General features: G+C 32.9%; 17 protein-coding genes. 1 reads left to right on the top strand and 16 read right to left on the bottom strand.

The window, feature by feature from the left end; genetic code table 11:
- Positions 1-83: 83 nt before the first annotated feature.
- From HQN83_RS10750 to HQN83_RS10675, 16 genes are read right to left on the bottom strand one after another with little or no spacing between them, the layout of a single operon-like run.
- The gene (locus HQN83_RS10750; RefSeq protein ID WP_173090342.1) at positions 84-1,814 is read right to left on the bottom strand and encodes a hypothetical protein; all 1,731 of its coding nucleotides are present in this window, start codon (positions 1,812-1,814) and stop codon (positions 84-86) included.
- Entirely contained in the window at positions 1,801-3,009 is a 1,209-nt protein-coding gene (locus tag HQN83_RS10745; protein WP_173090341.1) for a lipopolysaccharide biosynthesis protein, read from the bottom strand. The genes HQN83_RS10750 and HQN83_RS10745 overlap by 14 nt, the downstream gene beginning before the upstream one ends.
- A 24-nt stretch (positions 3,010-3,033) precedes the next feature.
- Positions 3,034-4,086 carry a pseudaminic acid synthase gene (gene pseI / locus HQN83_RS10740; RefSeq protein ID WP_173090340.1) on the bottom strand — a complete coding sequence of 351 codons (1,053 nt, stop codon included), beginning with the start codon at positions 4,084-4,086 and terminating at the stop codon, positions 3,034-3,036.
- A gap of 10 nt (positions 4,087-4,096) precedes the next feature.
- The gene (locus HQN83_RS10735) at positions 4,097-5,044 is read right to left on the bottom strand and encodes an ATP-grasp domain-containing protein (RefSeq protein ID WP_173090339.1); all 948 of its coding nucleotides are present in this window, start codon (positions 5,042-5,044) and stop codon (positions 4,097-4,099) included.
- Entirely contained in the window at positions 5,041-5,736 is a 696-nt protein-coding gene (locus tag HQN83_RS10730) for a metallophosphoesterase family protein (RefSeq protein ID WP_173090338.1), read from the bottom strand. Before HQN83_RS10730 ends, HQN83_RS10735 begins: the two co-directional genes overlap by 4 nt.
- A gap of 2 nt (positions 5,737-5,738) precedes the next feature.
- The gene (locus HQN83_RS10725) at positions 5,739-6,419 is read right to left on the bottom strand and encodes an SDR family NAD(P)-dependent oxidoreductase (RefSeq protein ID WP_173090337.1); all 681 of its coding nucleotides are present in this window, start codon (positions 6,417-6,419) and stop codon (positions 5,739-5,741) included.
- Positions 6,420-6,473: 54 nt separating this feature from the next.
- Positions 6,474-7,121, bottom strand: a complete 648-nt coding sequence (locus HQN83_RS10720; RefSeq protein WP_173090336.1) for an acetyltransferase — start codon at positions 7,119-7,121, stop codon at positions 6,474-6,476.
- Entirely contained in the window at positions 7,114-8,097 is a 984-nt protein-coding gene (gene pseG, locus HQN83_RS10715) for a UDP-2,4-diacetamido-2,4,6-trideoxy-beta-L-altropyranose hydrolase (RefSeq protein WP_173090335.1), read from the bottom strand. Before pseG ends, HQN83_RS10720 begins: the two co-directional genes overlap by 8 nt.
- A gap of 3 nt (positions 8,098-8,100) precedes the next feature.
- Positions 8,101-8,949 carry a cytidylyltransferase domain-containing protein gene (locus HQN83_RS10710; RefSeq protein WP_173090334.1) on the bottom strand — a complete coding sequence of 283 codons (849 nt, stop codon included), beginning with the start codon at positions 8,947-8,949 and terminating at the stop codon, positions 8,101-8,103.
- Positions 8,927-9,712 carry an SDR family oxidoreductase gene (locus HQN83_RS10705; protein ID WP_173090333.1) on the bottom strand — a complete coding sequence of 262 codons (786 nt, stop codon included), beginning with the start codon at positions 9,710-9,712 and terminating at the stop codon, positions 8,927-8,929. The genes HQN83_RS10710 and HQN83_RS10705 overlap by 23 nt, the downstream gene beginning before the upstream one ends.
- A 7-nt stretch (positions 9,713-9,719) precedes the next feature.
- A complete protein-coding gene (locus tag HQN83_RS10700; protein ID WP_173090332.1) occupies positions 9,720-10,562 on the bottom strand; it encodes an aldo/keto reductase in 843 nt (280 codons plus the stop codon).
- Positions 10,546-11,748, bottom strand: coding sequence for a UDP-4-amino-4,6-dideoxy-N-acetyl-beta-L-altrosamine transaminase (gene pseC, locus HQN83_RS10695; protein ID WP_173090331.1), 1,203 nt, complete (start codon positions 11,746-11,748; stop codon positions 10,546-10,548). Before pseC ends, HQN83_RS10700 begins: the two co-directional genes overlap by 17 nt.
- Entirely contained in the window at positions 11,748-12,764 is a 1,017-nt protein-coding gene (pseB, locus tag HQN83_RS10690; RefSeq protein WP_173090330.1) for a UDP-N-acetylglucosamine 4,6-dehydratase (inverting), read from the bottom strand. The genes pseC and pseB overlap by 1 nt, the downstream gene beginning before the upstream one ends.
- 21 nt (positions 12,765-12,785) lie before the next feature.
- Positions 12,786-14,081 carry a nucleotide sugar dehydrogenase gene (locus HQN83_RS10685; protein ID WP_173090329.1) on the bottom strand — a complete coding sequence of 432 codons (1,296 nt, stop codon included), beginning with the start codon at positions 14,079-14,081 and terminating at the stop codon, positions 12,786-12,788.
- A gap of 13 nt (positions 14,082-14,094) precedes the next feature.
- Positions 14,095-16,482 (bottom strand): GumC family protein, encoded by a 2,388-nt coding sequence (locus HQN83_RS10680; RefSeq protein ID WP_173090328.1) that lies wholly within the window; start codon positions 16,480-16,482, stop codon positions 14,095-14,097.
- Positions 16,483-16,494: 12 nt separating this feature from the next.
- Positions 16,495-17,271 (bottom strand): polysaccharide biosynthesis/export family protein, encoded by a 777-nt coding sequence (locus HQN83_RS10675; protein WP_173090327.1) that lies wholly within the window; start codon positions 17,269-17,271, stop codon positions 16,495-16,497.
- 228 nt (positions 17,272-17,499) lie between these two features.
- On the opposite strand from HQN83_RS10675, the gene HQN83_RS10670 reads away from it, so the two are divergent.
- Complete coding sequence (locus tag HQN83_RS10670; RefSeq protein WP_173090326.1) at positions 17,500-18,165, top strand: tyrosine-protein phosphatase; 666 nt, start codon at positions 17,500-17,502, stop codon at positions 18,163-18,165.
- The last annotated feature ends 4 nt before the right edge of the window (positions 18,166-18,169 follow it).

The following is an 18,169-nucleotide window of genomic DNA, read 5'->3' as shown; positions in this document are numbered from 1 at the left end:
AAAAAATAGTAAATTCTATTATTCATTAGCTATTACAATTAATGACTCGATTCGCAATACAAAATTTTCCATCTAAATATTCTTTAGTTATTAAACATACTTATAGCGGATAAAGAAGACAAATCGGTCTTTTTATAAAGCTCATGGCTACAAAAACTGTCCTTTAACTTGGAATAATTATCTAGTATATCTTTAAACATCTCAAAAGAGGTTATATTGCCAGCATAATCATTTGGAGCATAAAAAAGGTTTTGATTTCGAATATTCTTATTTAGTTTAACGAAAATACAGGGAATACCATATATCCATGCATCCAACCCTAAACTCGAAGATCTAGTAATAATCAAATCAGCTGACTTTATTAAATCATCCACGTTAACAAACTTATCTGCAATTAATGTCGTCTCACTATTTATATTAAACCCACTCAGTTGCCTCGGATGAGGCTTAACTATTAATCTAATATTATGCCCATTGCAATATTCTTCCATAAAGGATAAAATATTTGCTTCTTCTTCTAGATCAATAGGCTGAGTAAAGTACACCATTTTTTCTATCTTTTGTTTCAGATGCTTAATTCTAGTATGTCCAATATATTTTAGAAATGGTATACAGCCAAATCTTACCTTAAGATGTTCGTGTGTATCTATAAAATCTTGATAAGTTAACGGATTCGTAAAATAGAAAAAATCTGAACATATAAAATTGGGACTTGGCTTGGGTTCGATAAAAGTCGTTTGTACTTGATATACTTTCATTTCCAATGCCCTTTTAAGATAAAAGGAATGAGGTGTAAACATTTCAAAGGAAATTAGCTTACTTTCATTGGATACTTCAAGATATTTTGTAGCAGCATTATCGACCGATTTACTATAGAATAAATAGTCCAACTCCTTAAGCAAAACATCTATTATGAAAGAAGAAAAATGGAATTTTATCCCTGAATACTCAAAGTAAATACTATTACTTTTTTTTACGTTCCAAAGCTTTGTGAATAATGTTCCAATGATTACTTTAAGGTCACGAAGGGAAAACAACCCCTCTGCATATATAAATTCAAAGTTTAATTTCTTCAAATATTTATAATGCTTAAAAAGTCTGAATGATTGTTCATTTACAATAAGAACTGCGTTATCAGGGTTTGCAACTTGATAATTTTTTATAAATTCTGTTTGAACAATTGCCCTTGAGCTGATTAGCACACTTGCATCTTTTGGTCTGAGAAGAAAATTTCTTTTGAATGTTAAACATTTAAAGATCACGTTTTTGATTACAACAAAGAGAAATAACAATAAGTTTCTAAAATAAAAATTAAAGGTAACTTTCGTTGAATTTAATCTCCTTCCAAAATTAACAGTTAACCTAAAACGATCTTCTATATATAGTTTAAGGTAAAAAGGCAAAAAATAACTTTTTTTATAAAGAAATGAGGTGTTTGCCTCTCCCTCTGCTTCATAGAAGAAAATTTTCTGATTGGAGGAATACGATGTAATAAATACATTTTCAATATTATAATTATTGAAGCAATATTCAATTGCTTCAATCCATCTTGATAATGGGGATATCACGCAATCAAAAAATGGCGCTTCATTAGCGATCAATGTATCCTTATATTTTTCATTAACCTCTTCAATTAATTTCTGCCATGCATAACCATAATCTCTAACATTGCTGGGTAGATTAAGCTTAAACTTTCTAACATCTAATGTCCATTCATTTTCATACTCATTGCTTAGTACTAAAGTATCTGATCCAGGTGATTTCTCTCTATAAAGTTGATCAAGGTCTATAATTAATTTCTTACTCTCTTTCAAAATAGATTAATTTACGTAAAAACTCCAAAAACAAAATTAAGCTGAAACCAGCAGGCACCCAGAATACATTAACAGAATTTAAATAGATAAAAAATCCACCTAACAATACATAACATCCCAATGGGAGAAGCATTGATTTCAGATAATAAACCTCTCTATCTATAGCAATATAATACATTGATAATGAACTAATTAAAACCACGCCTGACTTTAAACAGACTGAGAGTGTCGAAAAATAGTCTAGGTTATTATATTCAGGAAAAAACAAGTATGAAAATAATTTTATCGAGAAAAAAACTAATATTAAGATAACTGGAATCGACGCAATAGCATATTTTAAATATCTCAAATAGGTTTTTCTGAAATTAATGTCAGTTCTTAATTTAGCAATAATTTTTGGATAAAAATAAAAAACTACGGTTGTCACAATAAGATAGTATGCTGTCCCACAATAATCCGCCAATTGATAAGAGCCCTTTGCTTCAAGACTTATATTCAATCGATTTATTACAAATCTGTCCGCAGTCAACAATATTGTCGCCACAAAACCGGTTGCAGCTAATTTAACCCCCTCCTTTATATTATAAATCAGCAGTTCTTTGCGTGGAAAAATAAATATCTCTTTAAATATTTTTGTAAAGAACCTTATATCATCAAGAAAATACAGCAACAAACAAATCCATAAACAAATCCACCAATAGTTGAAATAATCTTTTAAATCATGAACTAAAGTGAATGTAAAGAACAAGAACAGTATGGAAAATATTAGTTCGTTCTTATTGAGAACCCATATTTTATCAATAGATCTATAATAAGCTGTAAAAAATGTTCTAAGCAAAGTCCCGATAGATACTAGTGAAGCAACGATGAAAAAATTTTTATCAACCAAAAAATACGAAAAACTAAAACTAATAAAACTTATTAGGATCATGTATTGAAGATTCACTTTAATAAAGCCGAAAATCTGATCCTTGTCAGTATATCTGCTATAATTTTTCACTATTACTTGATTTACTCCTAATGACAGATAATTGGAATATGTCACAAATAATAAGATTGGGATAGATTTACCCATTTCCCCAGGACCAATCTTCTTGGCAACCATAAATGTTGTGATCGCCGTAATACCTATCTCTAGATACTTAAATAACGAAAACCATAATGCCCCTCTTCCTTTTCTTAATAATGTATTCATATTATGGCTGATGAATCTTTGTTTTTAATCAATCAAATCAAAAGATAACGGTGTCCCCATTTGGATATCTTGGTTAACTCTCTTCCCTAAAACCTCATTATAGAACTTAGGATGCATGCCGTGGCCAGGCCTAATTGCCCTTATATTATTCTCCGTTAATTGGTCTCCCTTTTTAAGGTCCTTAACAATAAAAAGGGAACGTGATGCTAGCTGGGAAAGTCCAGTTTTCTTATTTTCAGTTTTATATTTTACTACCCCGATTGCACTTTCTGCATCCCTAACAGATGCCACCATTTTTGAAAATTCTTCCGGATCAAGTGAAAAAGAAGCGTCAGCTCCACCTATTTTTTTGTCCAAAATAAAATGTTTCTCAATAACTTTTGAACCCATTGCCACGGATACTGTAGGAACTACAATTCCAAGCGTATGATCTGATAACCCTCCTATAACATCAAAAGTTGCAATCAAATTTTCTATTGTTTTTAAATTTGCCTCTTTAATAGGTGCAGGATACTCAGTGGTACACTTTAATAGGATAATTTGATTATTACCAACTTTCCTACAGGTCTGAATCGCTAAATCTATATCGGATAGAGTTGCTATTCCAGTGCTTATGATAATAGGTTTACCAGTTTTCGCACACTTTTCTATAAGGGGGATATCAACAATCTCTGGAGAGGCTATTTTATATGCTGGCACATTTAAATTCTCTAAAAAATCTACCGCGGTCAAATCAAAAGGAGAGGAAAAACAAATTAACTCCTCTTCTTTCGCTGTTTTAAATAACTCTTCATGCCACTCCCATGGAAGACAAGTTTCATTATATAAATCATAAAGATATCTCCCATCCCAAATAGTCCCATGATTAATCAAAAACTCTTTACGCTTCGAATTTAAAGTCATTGTATCCGCAGTAAAAGTCTGCAATTTGATCGCATCAGCTCCGGCCTTTTTTGCAGCCCTTATTGTTTCTTTCGCTATGGAAATATCCCCTCCGTGATTGGCTGAGAGCTCCGCTATTATAAAACATGGAGCTTCACCACCGATCTTCCTTTCTCCTAAATAAAACTCTCTCATAATCTAACCCTTAAGATATATATTCGTTAAACCCTTTAAAAAACTTCTTGCCAACAGAATTTACATTATACTCTGATAACGGCAAATTACATTTATCTTCTATAGACCACTTAACATCCTCAAAACCAAGCATATCTCTAAATCGAACTGTACTAGAAAATCTTGGATTAATTTCAAACACAACAGGACCTTTTTCTATAACTCTAAGTTGCACATTAATGCTACCTATGAGGTCGAGTTGATTTGCGATCTCTACAAGAATACGTTCAATGTCTTTATCCTCAATCACTTCACCATATCCACTAAATCCGCCCATTAATTCTCGTTTTAAAATGATCGTTCTAATGACTCCAGTGGCACTCCTGAATACACCACATGTGAATTCACCTTTATTCCCATCAAGATATTCTTGCACTATATAATCTGGGTTAGCATTCTTAATAAATAAAAATGAATTATAATCATCAACAATATTTACTTTAGAACTGCCAGAACCAGTCTTTGATTTTAGAATTACTGGATATCTTTCAGGTGCTTCAATTAGTGCAATATCATAAGTGACGGGAAATGGCAAGCCAGCGTTTTTCAAGAAATCTGCTGTTTTTAATTTATCAAATCCAGTTTCAAGTGCCTTGGATGATGCTGTAAGAAGTTTAGCCTTACCTACATTATCCAGAATGTTTCTTTTCGAGAAGAAACGTAATTCCGGTTCTGAAATTGGAATGATAATGTCTATATCTTTTTCAGCTACTATCTTTTCTAAATTAGAAAGGTAGTTATCATCTGTATATGGCAAGCCTAAAAAAAAGTTTGCAAAAATAAATTTAGCGGCATTCTTTTCAGATATGTCACATCCGTATAATTTATTTACGTAGGCAGACTCGTTTAATATTTTCCCAATACTCTGGCCAATATCCCCCCCACATCCCGTTATTAGTATATTCATTTTATTTTTCATCTTGATAAAATTTTAGAAGAATATTTAAATTCTGAATCTAACAGTTGTACTTCTTTAAGTAATTCAGAGGTATCATAAGGTGTTGCCCTCGATTGATAAGTTTTATTATCTGTATTAAATAAAACCCAGCTTGCAAGCCCTCCATTTTGCCTCGATTGACCTACAGAACCACAGTTTACCAGGGTGCTATCCTTGCATCGACGAGAGAATGAATAGTGAGAATGACCCACTAATACAAAATCGTGAGAGATTGAATTACATCTCTCTAGTTTTTCCTTGTCTGAATCAGGGTATAAATATTCATCAATACTCCATGGTGTACCATGATTTAATTGAAAAGAAACATTGTCAAGCTCAATGGAGGTTTGCATAGGTAAAGAAAACAACCAATTCAAAGAGCTTGAGTCAAGATTTTTAAGGGCTTGCTCATGACCACTTCCATATTTCTCTTTAATTAAAGTTGAATTAATTCGCTCTTCATATAAATCATGAAGCAATATTTCATGATTGCCCTTTATAGCTTCGACAGACCATTTAGAAAGCAGATCCAGGACAATTTCCGGGTGATAATAATATCCTACAAAATCACCTAAAGCCAGAATCTTATCGCACCCTTCTTTCTTAGCTACTTCTAGAACTTTTTCCAGTGCGTAATGATTACCATGAATATCTGAAATCGCTGCAATTTTCATAATTAAAAATCTATTTGCCTAAGGATATCTAAAGCAGCATCCTGAGGATTAATGAGCCTATTTGTTTCCTTTAATGATTGAAAATACTCATTTCTTGGAAAAGCATTCTTCCTAATACTCGATTGCATTTCAGTATCCATAGTCCCTGGGTCAATATTAAAAAGTTTCAATTTTTCGTTACCTATATTTTCCTCAGCTAAAACACTAAAAAACATCCTCATAAATGCCTTGGAAGCACCATACAACGACCAATTGGCAATTGGTTTAATTGCGGCTCCTGATGTAACATTTACTATAATAAGGGTATTTAGAGTACAATTCTTTAATACCATATTTATTAAATTAACTGGATATTCGACATTTACTTTTATTGAAGCAGAAATATCCACTTGATCCAAACTACCTATACTATTTATAGGAAGAATAACACCCGCATTATTCAAAAAATATATAATGGATGTCGGATCTAAATTCTCTTTTATCAGATCAAATATACTAGAAGAAAAAGGCTTCAATAGATCCACAGGTATAAATACCAAGCGATCATTCGGAATGTCTAAATGCTCTTCATGAAGTGACCGAGATAAGGAGATCACCATAGCATCATCATCTTTTAGAACCAAATCAACAAAGGCTTTCCCTAGGCCTCGATTGGCACCTGTAATAATAAATATTTTTTTCATTCAATTTTTATCGTTGTCTTTTAACCATAGTAACGATTTTAAAAACCTACTTAACTAGTATAATGTAATGTTATTTTTATGTTTAAAAGGATTCCCTATTACAAAGCTATCCTCATTAATATCTTTAGTTAAACAGGTACCCATAGCTATTGTACTATTTTTCCCTACTGTAATATTATTGGCTAAAATTGCAGCCGTCCCCACAAAGCAAAGGTCCTCAATTTTAATAAAGCCACTTAAACATACCCCTGGAGCCAAATAACAGCATTTTCCAATATAAGTATCATGGGCAACAATAGATGAATTTAATATAATAGTGCCATCGTCAATAGTAACTCCTTGATCTATATTACATAACGGATAAATAATCACTCCTTTTCCAATTTTTGCATTTTTACTTACGAATGCCGTTGGATGAATAAATGTGAATATATTGTATTTGTTATTAATTAGGTAGTCTAAAATTGTAAGTCGTAAATTTTTACTCAAATAACCCAAGGTAGGAATGAAATGTATTTCTTTGAACTTTTCTAGTTTAAAATCATTAAATCTGAAAAAATTCTTTTCCTCATTAATTTCAACATCATCGGCAAAAATGTAAATTCCAGACCGAGCATAACCATTTTCAAGTAGGGTATTGTAAAGTTGCTTACCAACACTTCCAAACCCAATAAGCCCAATTTTCTGAATGTCCTTATACATTATTAAATATATTTTTTAAATTATCCTCCTGTTGGTAATTGTATACCATTCTTTGGTTAACAATCAAATACTCAGCACCAGCTGTTTCTAAGAATCTATCCTTAAATAGATCAAATTTAATATCTCTATAATCGCCAACCCCAATCGCGAACTTATTATCTACAAAATATTCATACGGCCCCTTTTGATTATCCGCAAAATAGCCGATCATTAGTTTGCTTCCAATTGATGATACTTCATTTAGCAAGCTACTTGCGGGTACTATACAGACGTTTGCAGTAGCCATTAAAAGTGCCACATCATGAGCACTAATATTTTTGTATGTATTTAGTCTATTAAACTTATGCAAATCCTTAATATGAGAATAGGCGTCCCCAATTAAAAGGTTAATTTTAAATGATGGATCAATCAATAATAAATATTCCAACACTTTTTTAGAGATATTGTATATATCTGCACCGCCAAAAGCTAGAAAAATTTCAGTTGTATTTTTTTTTACCTTTCTCAATCCGGTATCAAAAAAATCTTTTCTTAATAAAGCATAATCGGTACCCAAATATAGCTTAGTATACTCTGCTTTACTAAAGCTATCCCTAGAAAAACCTGGAATGTTATTAATCAAGGCATCACATACATAAAATTTATCATTGTGATCATCAATATAGATAACTTTACATCCTTTTTCTCTAATTCTTAACTGCTGTGAAGTATCAAAGTTATAATCATCAATTACTACTATTTCATCTCCAATAAGACTATTAAAAAATTCATTATAATGATCATCAATTTCAGTTAAAATTAATAACTCATCACATACATTTTTTATTTCAGCAATCTGATAATCGGTAGGTGAAATAGTTGCGTAAATACAATGAAAGTCATTATTAATAATACCTGCAATACCTAGAGTTCTTATGAAATGTCCATAACCAATACTTGAATTCCCATCAGCTCTAAATACGACCCTCCTTTTCATAAGCTACTTATGGTCTTTTAAAATTTGTGACGCTCTTTTTAAATCATAATCATCCAACAAATTACAAGCAATTTGGATTTCGTCATTAAGATTAGCTGGTTGTTGCTTTTGAAAATTAGTTTGGTTAACTTCAAATATCCAAGCATCAGTTTTATATATTTCCTCAATAATAGTGAGCCTAGATTCCTCTTTGTTGCTTGACTCTATTTTAGATAACACTGAAGATGCAACCATATAATCAGATGGATAATCAATAGTTAGACGCATTCGATGAAGAGCAGCATTCGATGAAGGCATAAAATCTCCAGTCTTATAAAGACCACTATTCCGTATAAACAAAGTTACATGCTCCTTATCCTGATTTGATAATTCTTTTTCTTTTAAACTTAACAAAGATGAAGACGAAACAACTTCAAGATTCATTCCTGTAGGCAATCCAATTGTTTTTGTGTAATCATTATTGTTGTCAATATGATACGTTATTATTCTATCTAAAATAGATGAATCTAAAATTGGATTATCTGCGGTAAGTCTAACAATAATATCTATTTTCTCACTTTCAGTTATTTCAATAAACCTACTTAATACATCATCCTCATCCCCTCTAAAACAACTAATGTCATTATCTATACAATAAGATTCCAAGACATTGTTCTCTATATTCGTTGATGTAGCAATTATCACTTTTCCGTTAAATGAACTTCGATTAAGCTCATCAGTTATCCATTTTAGAATTGGTCTATTGGATCCTAATGGAATAGGCATCAATACCTTATTCGGCAAACGAGTGGATCTCATTCTTGCTTGGATTATAAATGCAATCTTATATTTATTTTGCTGTCCAGCCACCATCTACTATAATATTTTGACCAGTAATAAAATTTGACGCATCAGAAGCTAGAAAAACAAAAGTTCCAGCAAGATCCTCCGGCGCACCAATCCTATTTAAAGAAGTTTTTTTCTTTAATTCAGTAACAAAGCCTGTGTTTTTTTGAACATTATCTGAAGGGAACGGCCCTGGGGTTACCGCATTAACATTAATACCCATGTGTCCAAGGTAACTTGCATAATACTTTGTTAATTGAATCACCCCCGCCTTAGCTGCACCGTAATGAGGGGGATTTAAAAAGGCTGGAAAATCGTCATATATTTCAAACTGGGGTGCGACAACACCATACATTGAAGATACATTTACAATTTTGCCTTTACCCAAGGTTTTAAAATAAGGAATTATTTCTCTTATACACCTAAAGGCACTACCTAATGTCCCATCAATGCCATTAAACCATTCCTCATCTGTCATATACTCGGGAGACTGCCCCTTACTATAAACAGCATTGTTGATCAAAACATCAATTCTATTATTATCATTGTGAATACCTTTAAAGGACCTTTGAATGCTGATAGTATCGCTTATGTCACATTCACTAAAGAATAGCTCAGAATTAATTCTGTCATTATTCTTAAATGCCTCATTAAATTTACTCTCATTTCTTCCTAAAACATAAACCTTTGCACCATGATATACTAAACTTTCAGTTATAGCCTTACCCAAATGACCATATCCACCAGTGATTAAAATTACTTTGTTTTGTAAGCTAAATGTTTGTACCATATTTTATTTATTTACCCGGCCAATTTACCGGCATTAAAATAAGATCAGATATTCTCTCTTTACAGTCTGAAATAGATTGAGCTGTATTAACATTCTCGATATTTAGAGAAAGTTGCTCCTTATTCTCTACTCCCATAATAATGCAGTCAATAAAATCTAAAGACAAAACGTACTTCAATAAAACTCTAGATAAATTATTTTTATATTCCGACTGTAATGCATAAATAATCTGTTTAACAGGATCAAAAAATTCAGAGAGATTTTCAATATTCATAAAAAAAAGTCCCTGTAAAAATGTAGATCGTGTATGAACTTCACATCCTTTAGACTTTAATTCAATTAATTTCTCACGAAATCTATTGTCAAAATAATTGTAAGGAACTTGAACTATGTCTGGAACCATAGCTTGGTCTAGTAGCAAAGCTAATTCCTCAACTGTATTTAAAGAATAACCTATTTTACTTATTTTACCAGCTTCTCTAAGTTCTTTTAACTCCACCCAATGCTCTGGGTTTTTTAACAGATCCATTGGCCTATGGGCCAGATAACCATAAAGCTTATCAACATTTAATTTTGTCAAACTTTGAATTAACTGACTTTTTATGCCTGCTCTATCAGTCGATGGCATAAACTTCGATATTATTTTAAAAGGTCTTAAGTTGTTCTTACCTAAAATCTCTTCTGCATTGCCATAAGCAGAAGCAGTATCAATAACTAAAACGTCATTACTCAATGCGTATTTTAGAATATTAGCTACTTCGCTATCAGAAGTTTGCCCAACACTATTCGAAATTCCATAAGGCATCCCAAACTGCACTGTTCCTATTCCGATTTTATGATTGAAACTCATAAAATGCATTTATTGTTGCAATCACAAATTGCTGTTCCTCATCGGTTAAGGTTGGATACATAGGCAAACTAATACAATATCTATAGTAGTTTTCAGAATTTGGCATATCCCCCTCTTTCCAACCGAGTTCCTTGTAATAAGGCATCAAATGACATGGTATATAATGAATTTGAGCGAAAATCTTATGCTCTCGCAAGTAATCATAGAGCCCAACCCTATTTTCTGCTTCTATAATATACAAGTGGTAAGCATGCCCCTCGATAGAGTCTGCTTGTCCTTTAATAAAAGGCTTACCTTTAAATTCTTCTGCATATTTTAAAGCAATTTCACGTCTCCTTTTAATCCCCACATCTGCTCTATTTAATTGGCTTAGCCCAAGAGCAGCTTGAAAATCAGTTAAACGATAATTATATCCTAGTGTCTGCATTTCCATGTACCACCCTGGATAACTAGTTTGATTTTCTAACCCGGCAGCAAAATCTTTTGTATTCTGAAAGGAATCTGCGCTTTTGGTTATTCCATGCGTTCTAAGCATCAATAACTTTCTATACAACTCTTCATCATTTGTTGTGATCATACCACCTTCACCTGATGCAATATGTTTCACGGGATGAAATGAGAAAATAGCCAAATCAGCATTTTTACCATTACCACAATTTTGAGTTTCACCTTTGGAATCTATAAAATATCCTCCAGGGGCATGACATGCATCTTCAATAAGCCACAATCCATATTCATCAGCAAGCGCTTTAAATTCTTCAAGATTGACTGCTCTACCACCAAAATCAACTGGTACAATACCTTGATATGTACCTTTTGGTGACGCTTCAAGCAAACTCTTTACTTTGTTAATATCAAGCAAATATGTTTCAGGGTCAATGTCAGAGAAAACCACTTCTCCTCCGCAATAACGAATACAATTTGCAGAAGCTGCGAAAGTTATTGGTGTAGTAATAACTTTACTTCCTTCCTTAACATCCAAAGCCAATGCACACAAATGTAATGCAGCGGTTCCATTTGCAAGAGCTACTGCATATTTACTACCAACGTATTTAGCAAAAGCAACTTCAAATTCTTCAATTTTTGGCCCTTGAGTTAAATAATCAGATTTTAAAGTTTCTACAACTACTCTAATATCTTCATCAGTAATATTCTGACGGCCATAGGGGATTACTTTATTCTCCATTAGTTTTCAAAAGTTGAATCTACATGTTCTTTAATTAAAGCCCTTAAGCTTTCAACTGTTTCCCACTCTGTGTTATCACCAGAGTTGTATGCAAATCCTGGTTCAACTAGGCTTGCATTAAATTGTTCTTTAAATTCAACCAAACTCCACTTATGTGTTGCTGGCAATATTGTAAAATATTTTCCTAAATCATAGGTATAAAATGAGTCAGATGGAGTGATCATCTCTTCATGAACCTTTTCACCAGGTCTGATTCCAACAACTATTTGCTCGCAATTAGGACCTATTGCTGTAGCAACATCTGTAATATTATATGATGGTATTTTAGGTATAAAAATCTCTCCGCCCCATGCTTGCTCTAATGCATGCATTACCATATCTACACCTCCTTGAAGGGAAATGTTAAACCTGGTCATTTTAGGGTCAGTTATAGGTAATCTTCCCTCCTTTTTCTTATTTATAAAAAATGGTATAACAGATCCATTTGAACCCATAACATTTCCATATCTCACAACAGAAAATCTGATTGGATTATCTCCCTTAATATTATTTGCAGCCACAAAAAGCTTATCAGAGGTTAGTTTTGTTGCTCCGTATAAATTAATTGGTGCGCATGCTTTATCAGTAGAAAGTGCCACTACGCGCTCTACCTTAGTAGCGAAACAAGCATCAACTACATTTTGTGCGCCACCTATATTTGTTTTAATGCATTCATCTGGATTATATTCTGCAATTGGAACATGTTTCATCGCTGCAGCATGTATAACATAGTCAACACCTTGCATGGCTCTTATTAATCTCTCTTTATCTCTTACATCTCCGATAAAAAATCTCAATTGCGGATATTGCTGTGCAGGATAGTCCTGTGCCATTTGAAATTGTTTCTGCTCGTCTCTTGAAAAAATAATCAATCGTTTTATTCCAGGACTATTCTTTAAAATATGAGAAGTTAAAGCCTTACCTAAGGAACCTGTACCTCCGGTAATTAAAAGTGACTTATTATTTAGATCTAACATAGTTTTATATATCGTTTATTTTTACAATCTACCATCAACTAAATCTCTGTTAACAAAAGATTTAGTATCAAAAATTACTGATCCAGCTTCCTTATATTCCCTGTAGTTAATATTCAAAAACTCATCATGTGCCACAGCTACAATAATAGATTTGTATAAGTCTCCATTTAATTTCTCTATTACATCTACCCCATACTCCTCTTTAACATCATGTGCATTTGCCCACGGATCATAGATATCAACTTCTAACCCAAACTGAGTTAATTCATTATAGATATCAATAACACGTGTATTCCTTATATCAGGACAATTTTCCTTAAAGGTAAAACCTAAAATTAGTGCTTTAGATCCTTTAATAACATGACCTTTATTAATCATTAATTTGATAACCTTATTAGCGACAAACATGCCCATATTATCATTTACGCGACGTCCCGATAGAATCACTTGCGGGTGATATCCTAAAGATTCGGCTTTATGAGCCAAATAGTAGGGATCCACACCTATACAATGTCCGCCTACCAATCCAGGCTTATACTTTAGGAAATTCCACTTAGTACCGGCAGCTTCTATCACATCTGTTGTATCTATGCCTATCCTATCAAATATCAACGCTAACTCATTTACAAAAGAAATATTAACATCTCTCTGAGCATTTTCTATTGCTTTTGAAGCCTCTGCCACTTTCAAACTAGGCGCCTTATGTGTACCTGCAGTTATAATTGAAGCGTATAGATCATCAACAATTGTTGCAATTTCCGGAGTTGAGCCAGAGGTTACCTTTTTAATTTTAGTAAGTGTATTGATCTTATCTCCTGGATTAATCCTTTCTGGCGAATAACCGCAATAAAAGTCTTGATTAAATTTTAATCCACTAAATTTCTCTAAAATTGGAACACAATCTTCTTCTGTACACCCTGGATAAACTGTTGATTCGTAAATAACTATATCACCCTCTTTTAGAACCTTCCCTAACATTTCTGAAGCTTTCAGAAGAGGTGTCAAATCAGGCGATTTGAATTGATTTATTGGAGTCGGCACCGTTACAATAAATACATTATAAGAATTAAGTGCTTCCTTATCTGAAGAGAAATGTAATCCAATGCTATTTGTTTTTTTTGATGAAATTACGAAATTTAAACCATCAAGATCTGCCTCAAGAGTTCTATCTTCTCCTCTGCTTAGTTCATCAACCCGATCTGAGTTTATGTCAAATCCCAATACATCATATTTTTTACCAAATTCGATAGCTAAAGGAAGTCCTACATATCCTAATCCAATAATGGCTATCTTTATTTCTGAAATATTAACTTTCATCTAGCGTTTAAAATTAAAAGCGTTTAAAAAAATCTTTGAAAATTACCTTTAGGCTAGTTTTTTGGTCTTCGCTATCATCGGAGTAGTATCCATAACCATAACCGTAACCATAACCATGGCTTCCGCCTAATTTAATACCATTTAGAATAACATTAAGTTTAGGAAATTTCTTATTCCTATATAATTCATCCATACTTTTGACTTGATCTCTTAATGTTATATTTTGTCGAACTAAATAAAGAGTTGCATCAGCTAAACGAGCGAGAATCTGAGCATCTGTGACAATCCCAATTGGAGGGGTGTCTATAAAAACTTCGTCAAAGTTCATTTTTAAATATTCAACTAATGACTCTATTTCGTCTTGAATTAATAATTCTGATGGATTAGGGGGAATTGGCCCTGATCCAATTACAAAAAGATTAGGATTTATTCCTGACGGCTGTATAATATCTTTTATCTCAGCCTTTCCTATCAAATAATTGCTCAGTCCAACTTTATTTGTTAAATCTAAATACTTACTAACCTTTGGTTTACGCAAATCTAACTCCAATAAAATAGTTTTCCTCCCGCTAATGGCTAAAGCAGTTGCAATATTGCTTGCTACAAAACTTTTCCCCTCTCCTGACATACTTGAAGTCAGCAGGGTAACTTTACCTTGCCCTGGAACTTGCTTTCCGTGCAAAAACTGCATATTTGTTCTAATCGAACGAAATTGTTCTGCAATTGCCTTACGACTGTTAGCATTAACAACAATTGGTTCTGATCCTTGATCAAAGAAAATTTCGCCTAAAATTGGTGTTAAAGTTAATTTAGCAATATCTGATGAACTTTCTATTTTATTATTCATCAATTCTTTTCCATGTATATAACCAACAGGCACTAAAATCCCAAATAAAAGAGCAATAAGATAAGTTACCTGTTTCTTTGGTTTAATCGGTGCTTTTGAAGAATAGGCCAAATCTAACACCCTACTATCGGCAACAGTTGACGCATAGGATAACGCAGCTTCCTCTTTTTTCTGCAAAAGGTACAGATAAAGGCTTTCCTTTATGCTCTGCTGCCTCTTTATACTTATAAGTTGACGCTCTTGTCCTGGAATTTTCTTTATCGAACTTTGGTATCCGCTATTATTTCCTTCCAGTTCTTTCTTGGTATTGTTTAATGAAGATGCAATATTCTCAATATTTGTTTTTATTCCAAGTCGAGTCGTCTCAATTTGTTTAGTTAAAGACTCAACTAACGGATTACTTGATTGTGTTGTAGACAATAATTGATCTCTCTTTAGTTGCAAGTCACCCAATTGAGTAATCTGTCCCAACAAAACAGGATCATTAATACCTAAAGTACTTGGTAATTTCTCCTCTGAAGAATTTGACTTTACATAATGTTGAATATCGTTGATTACGCTAATCTGTAAGTTCACCTCATTTAATTTAGCGTCATTCGCTTTTACATTTTCCAGAAAAAGGGCCGCGTCACTACTAATATCGGTCAATCCACGACTGCTTTTAAATCCTTCTACATCCGACTCAACTTCAGTCAATTCCCCACTTATTAGTTTTAAACGTTCATCTATGAAATCAATAGTACTTTGTGTAGTCCTATTTTTATCTGATAGACTTGCTTCATTATAAACTTGTATTAAGGTATTTAAGATATCTTTTCCACGTTGAATTACTGTAGTTTGAAAACTCAGATTTAGAACTGTAGACTGCTTACTAGACAAACCAATACCCAAATTCCCCAAACATTTATCAACTATATTCTGTGGATCACTTATCGTAACATTTAATTTTTTACTAGCCCATTTATCAAAATTAGCTGTCTTATCAACTTTATATACTCCAAATTCATTCCGTTGTAACTGATTCAAAGCTCCACTAATTTTCTTTATTCCCTCTAAATCCTCTAATAAATAGGTGTTTTTAGATGGAAAACTCAAGACGAAGGACTTCCCATAAAGAGCATTATCCATCTGGATAACATTAATATTAACAGGTTTACCCAAATAAATATCTTGACTGATTACCCTACCTTCTACATTATAGCTAATCATCAAATTTAAGCGATCCACCACTTTTTGCATTAAAGTCTTAGATCTTAAAACCTCAATTTCATTATCAACTAACTTACTGCTTCCAAATACATCCAGATCAGCCAGAATGTCTGACCCTCCTGCTGCTCCACCTTTCTTCTCATCCTTAATCAACAAAGTACTGTTGACCATATATACCTCTTCTGTATATCTCAAATAGAAAAAGGCACCAATCAAGCACACCGTGATGCCAACAAAAAAGATTGGCCAATGAAAAAGGTATTTCGAAATTAATTCTCGGATATTTATAGGTTTATTATCTTCCTCATCTCTTGTAAAGGAAGTATTCTCTTCGTTATTGATCATTATTAAAACAAGTTAGAAACGGGAAATGATTAAGGCAATTACGGATAATGCTGAAAATATAATACTAACATTCCGATAACTAGCGTCTACACTTGCATACTTAGCATTTCCTGGTTGTATATACAAAACATCATTGTTTTGAAGGTAAAAATATTCAGAGTTAAACAAATCTTTACTTTGCATATTTAATCGAATATATTGTCTTTTACCTTCATTTTCCCTTATTAACAATACATTTTTTCTAACTGCTGTAATGGAAAGATCACCAGCCATACTCAATGCTTCAACTACAGTCACTCTTTCATTCTGCACAGGATAAGTCCCAGGATGCACAACATCCCCTAAAACAGATACTTTAAAATTAATTAATCGCAAACTTACAACAGGTTCCTTAAGGTATTTAATTAATTCTTTTTGAATAAATTCTCTCGCTTGATTCGTACTTAATCCTTCGACCTTAACTGCCCCTATTAATGGCAATTGAATTTCCCCATTCTGATTTACGACAAAACCATTCGAAGTAGTCATTGGATTGCTCGCACCAGATGAATTCCCTTGAATTGAACTTGTAGTCCCCATATTAAATATAGCCGAGGCATCCAGATTCAAGCTAGATACTGTAATAGCAAGAATATCATCTTTTTGAATCTTTAAAACAGTTTGATTTTTTATTTGTTCTCTGATTAAACTATCTGCCGGTAAGTCCGTAAAATAGGGTACAGATTTATATTTAACGCCACAAGAACTCATAAAGAGTACGGCGACAATCAAGTAAAAGAATTTTCTCATAGGCTTTTATAGCACAATTATTAAACTTTTCAAATGTAATACTTAAGGTTTACTTCTGAATGATAAAATATCATCAATTCACTGCGCCATTCACAAATTTCATACCATAAAATTTTAAATTTTATACTTAGCTTCGTATTAGTTATTAATCAATATAAAAATCTGATGTTTTTCTTCAACCGTTCCAAAAAGTCTAATTATAGCGATTTCACCCCAATAGGCGTTGATATGCATTCTCACCTAGTTCCAGGTGTAGATGATGGAGCTAAAGATATTCAAGATAGCATTGAATTAATTTCAGGACTAAAAGAATTAGGTTTTCATCATCTGATCACTACACCGCACACTTTACAGGACATTCATCCAAACACGACCGAAACTCTGAAAAATGGGCACTCACAGTTAACTGGAAAATTACCTGAAGGCATAACCTTAAATCTATCTTCTGAATATTACCTTGATGAACAGTTTCAAAATCAGCTTAGTGAAGGAAATCTGATGCCTTTAAAAGGCAACAGGCTTCTGGTAGAATTTAGTCAGATCTCAAGACCACATGACTTAGAAGAGGTAATATTTGACCTTGGCATCAAAGGCTATCAAGTGGTCTTAGCCCACCCTGAAAGATATTTATTCTTCCACAAACAATTCGACTATTACAAACGAATTAAAGAAATGGGTGTTGAACTTCAAGTCAATGCCCTATCGTTAACTGAACACTACGGCAAACACATAAAATCAATAGCAGAAAAGTTAATTGAAAAAGATATGATTGATTTTATCGGCACAGACATCCATCATGTAAGACATCTGGAAACCTTAAATAGAGTTCCCTTGAGCAAATACTTTGCAAGACTAGTGGATAGTGGTTTACTTAAAAACAAAGAGCTGATTTAAAATA

The organism is Pedobacter foliorum, from assembly GCF_013266735.1.
GTDB lineage: Bacteria > Bacteroidota > Bacteroidia > Sphingobacteriales > Sphingobacteriaceae > Pedobacter > Pedobacter foliorum.
Note: the sequence above shows the minus strand (reverse complement) of the source record. Positions and strands in the feature narration are given on the sequence as shown.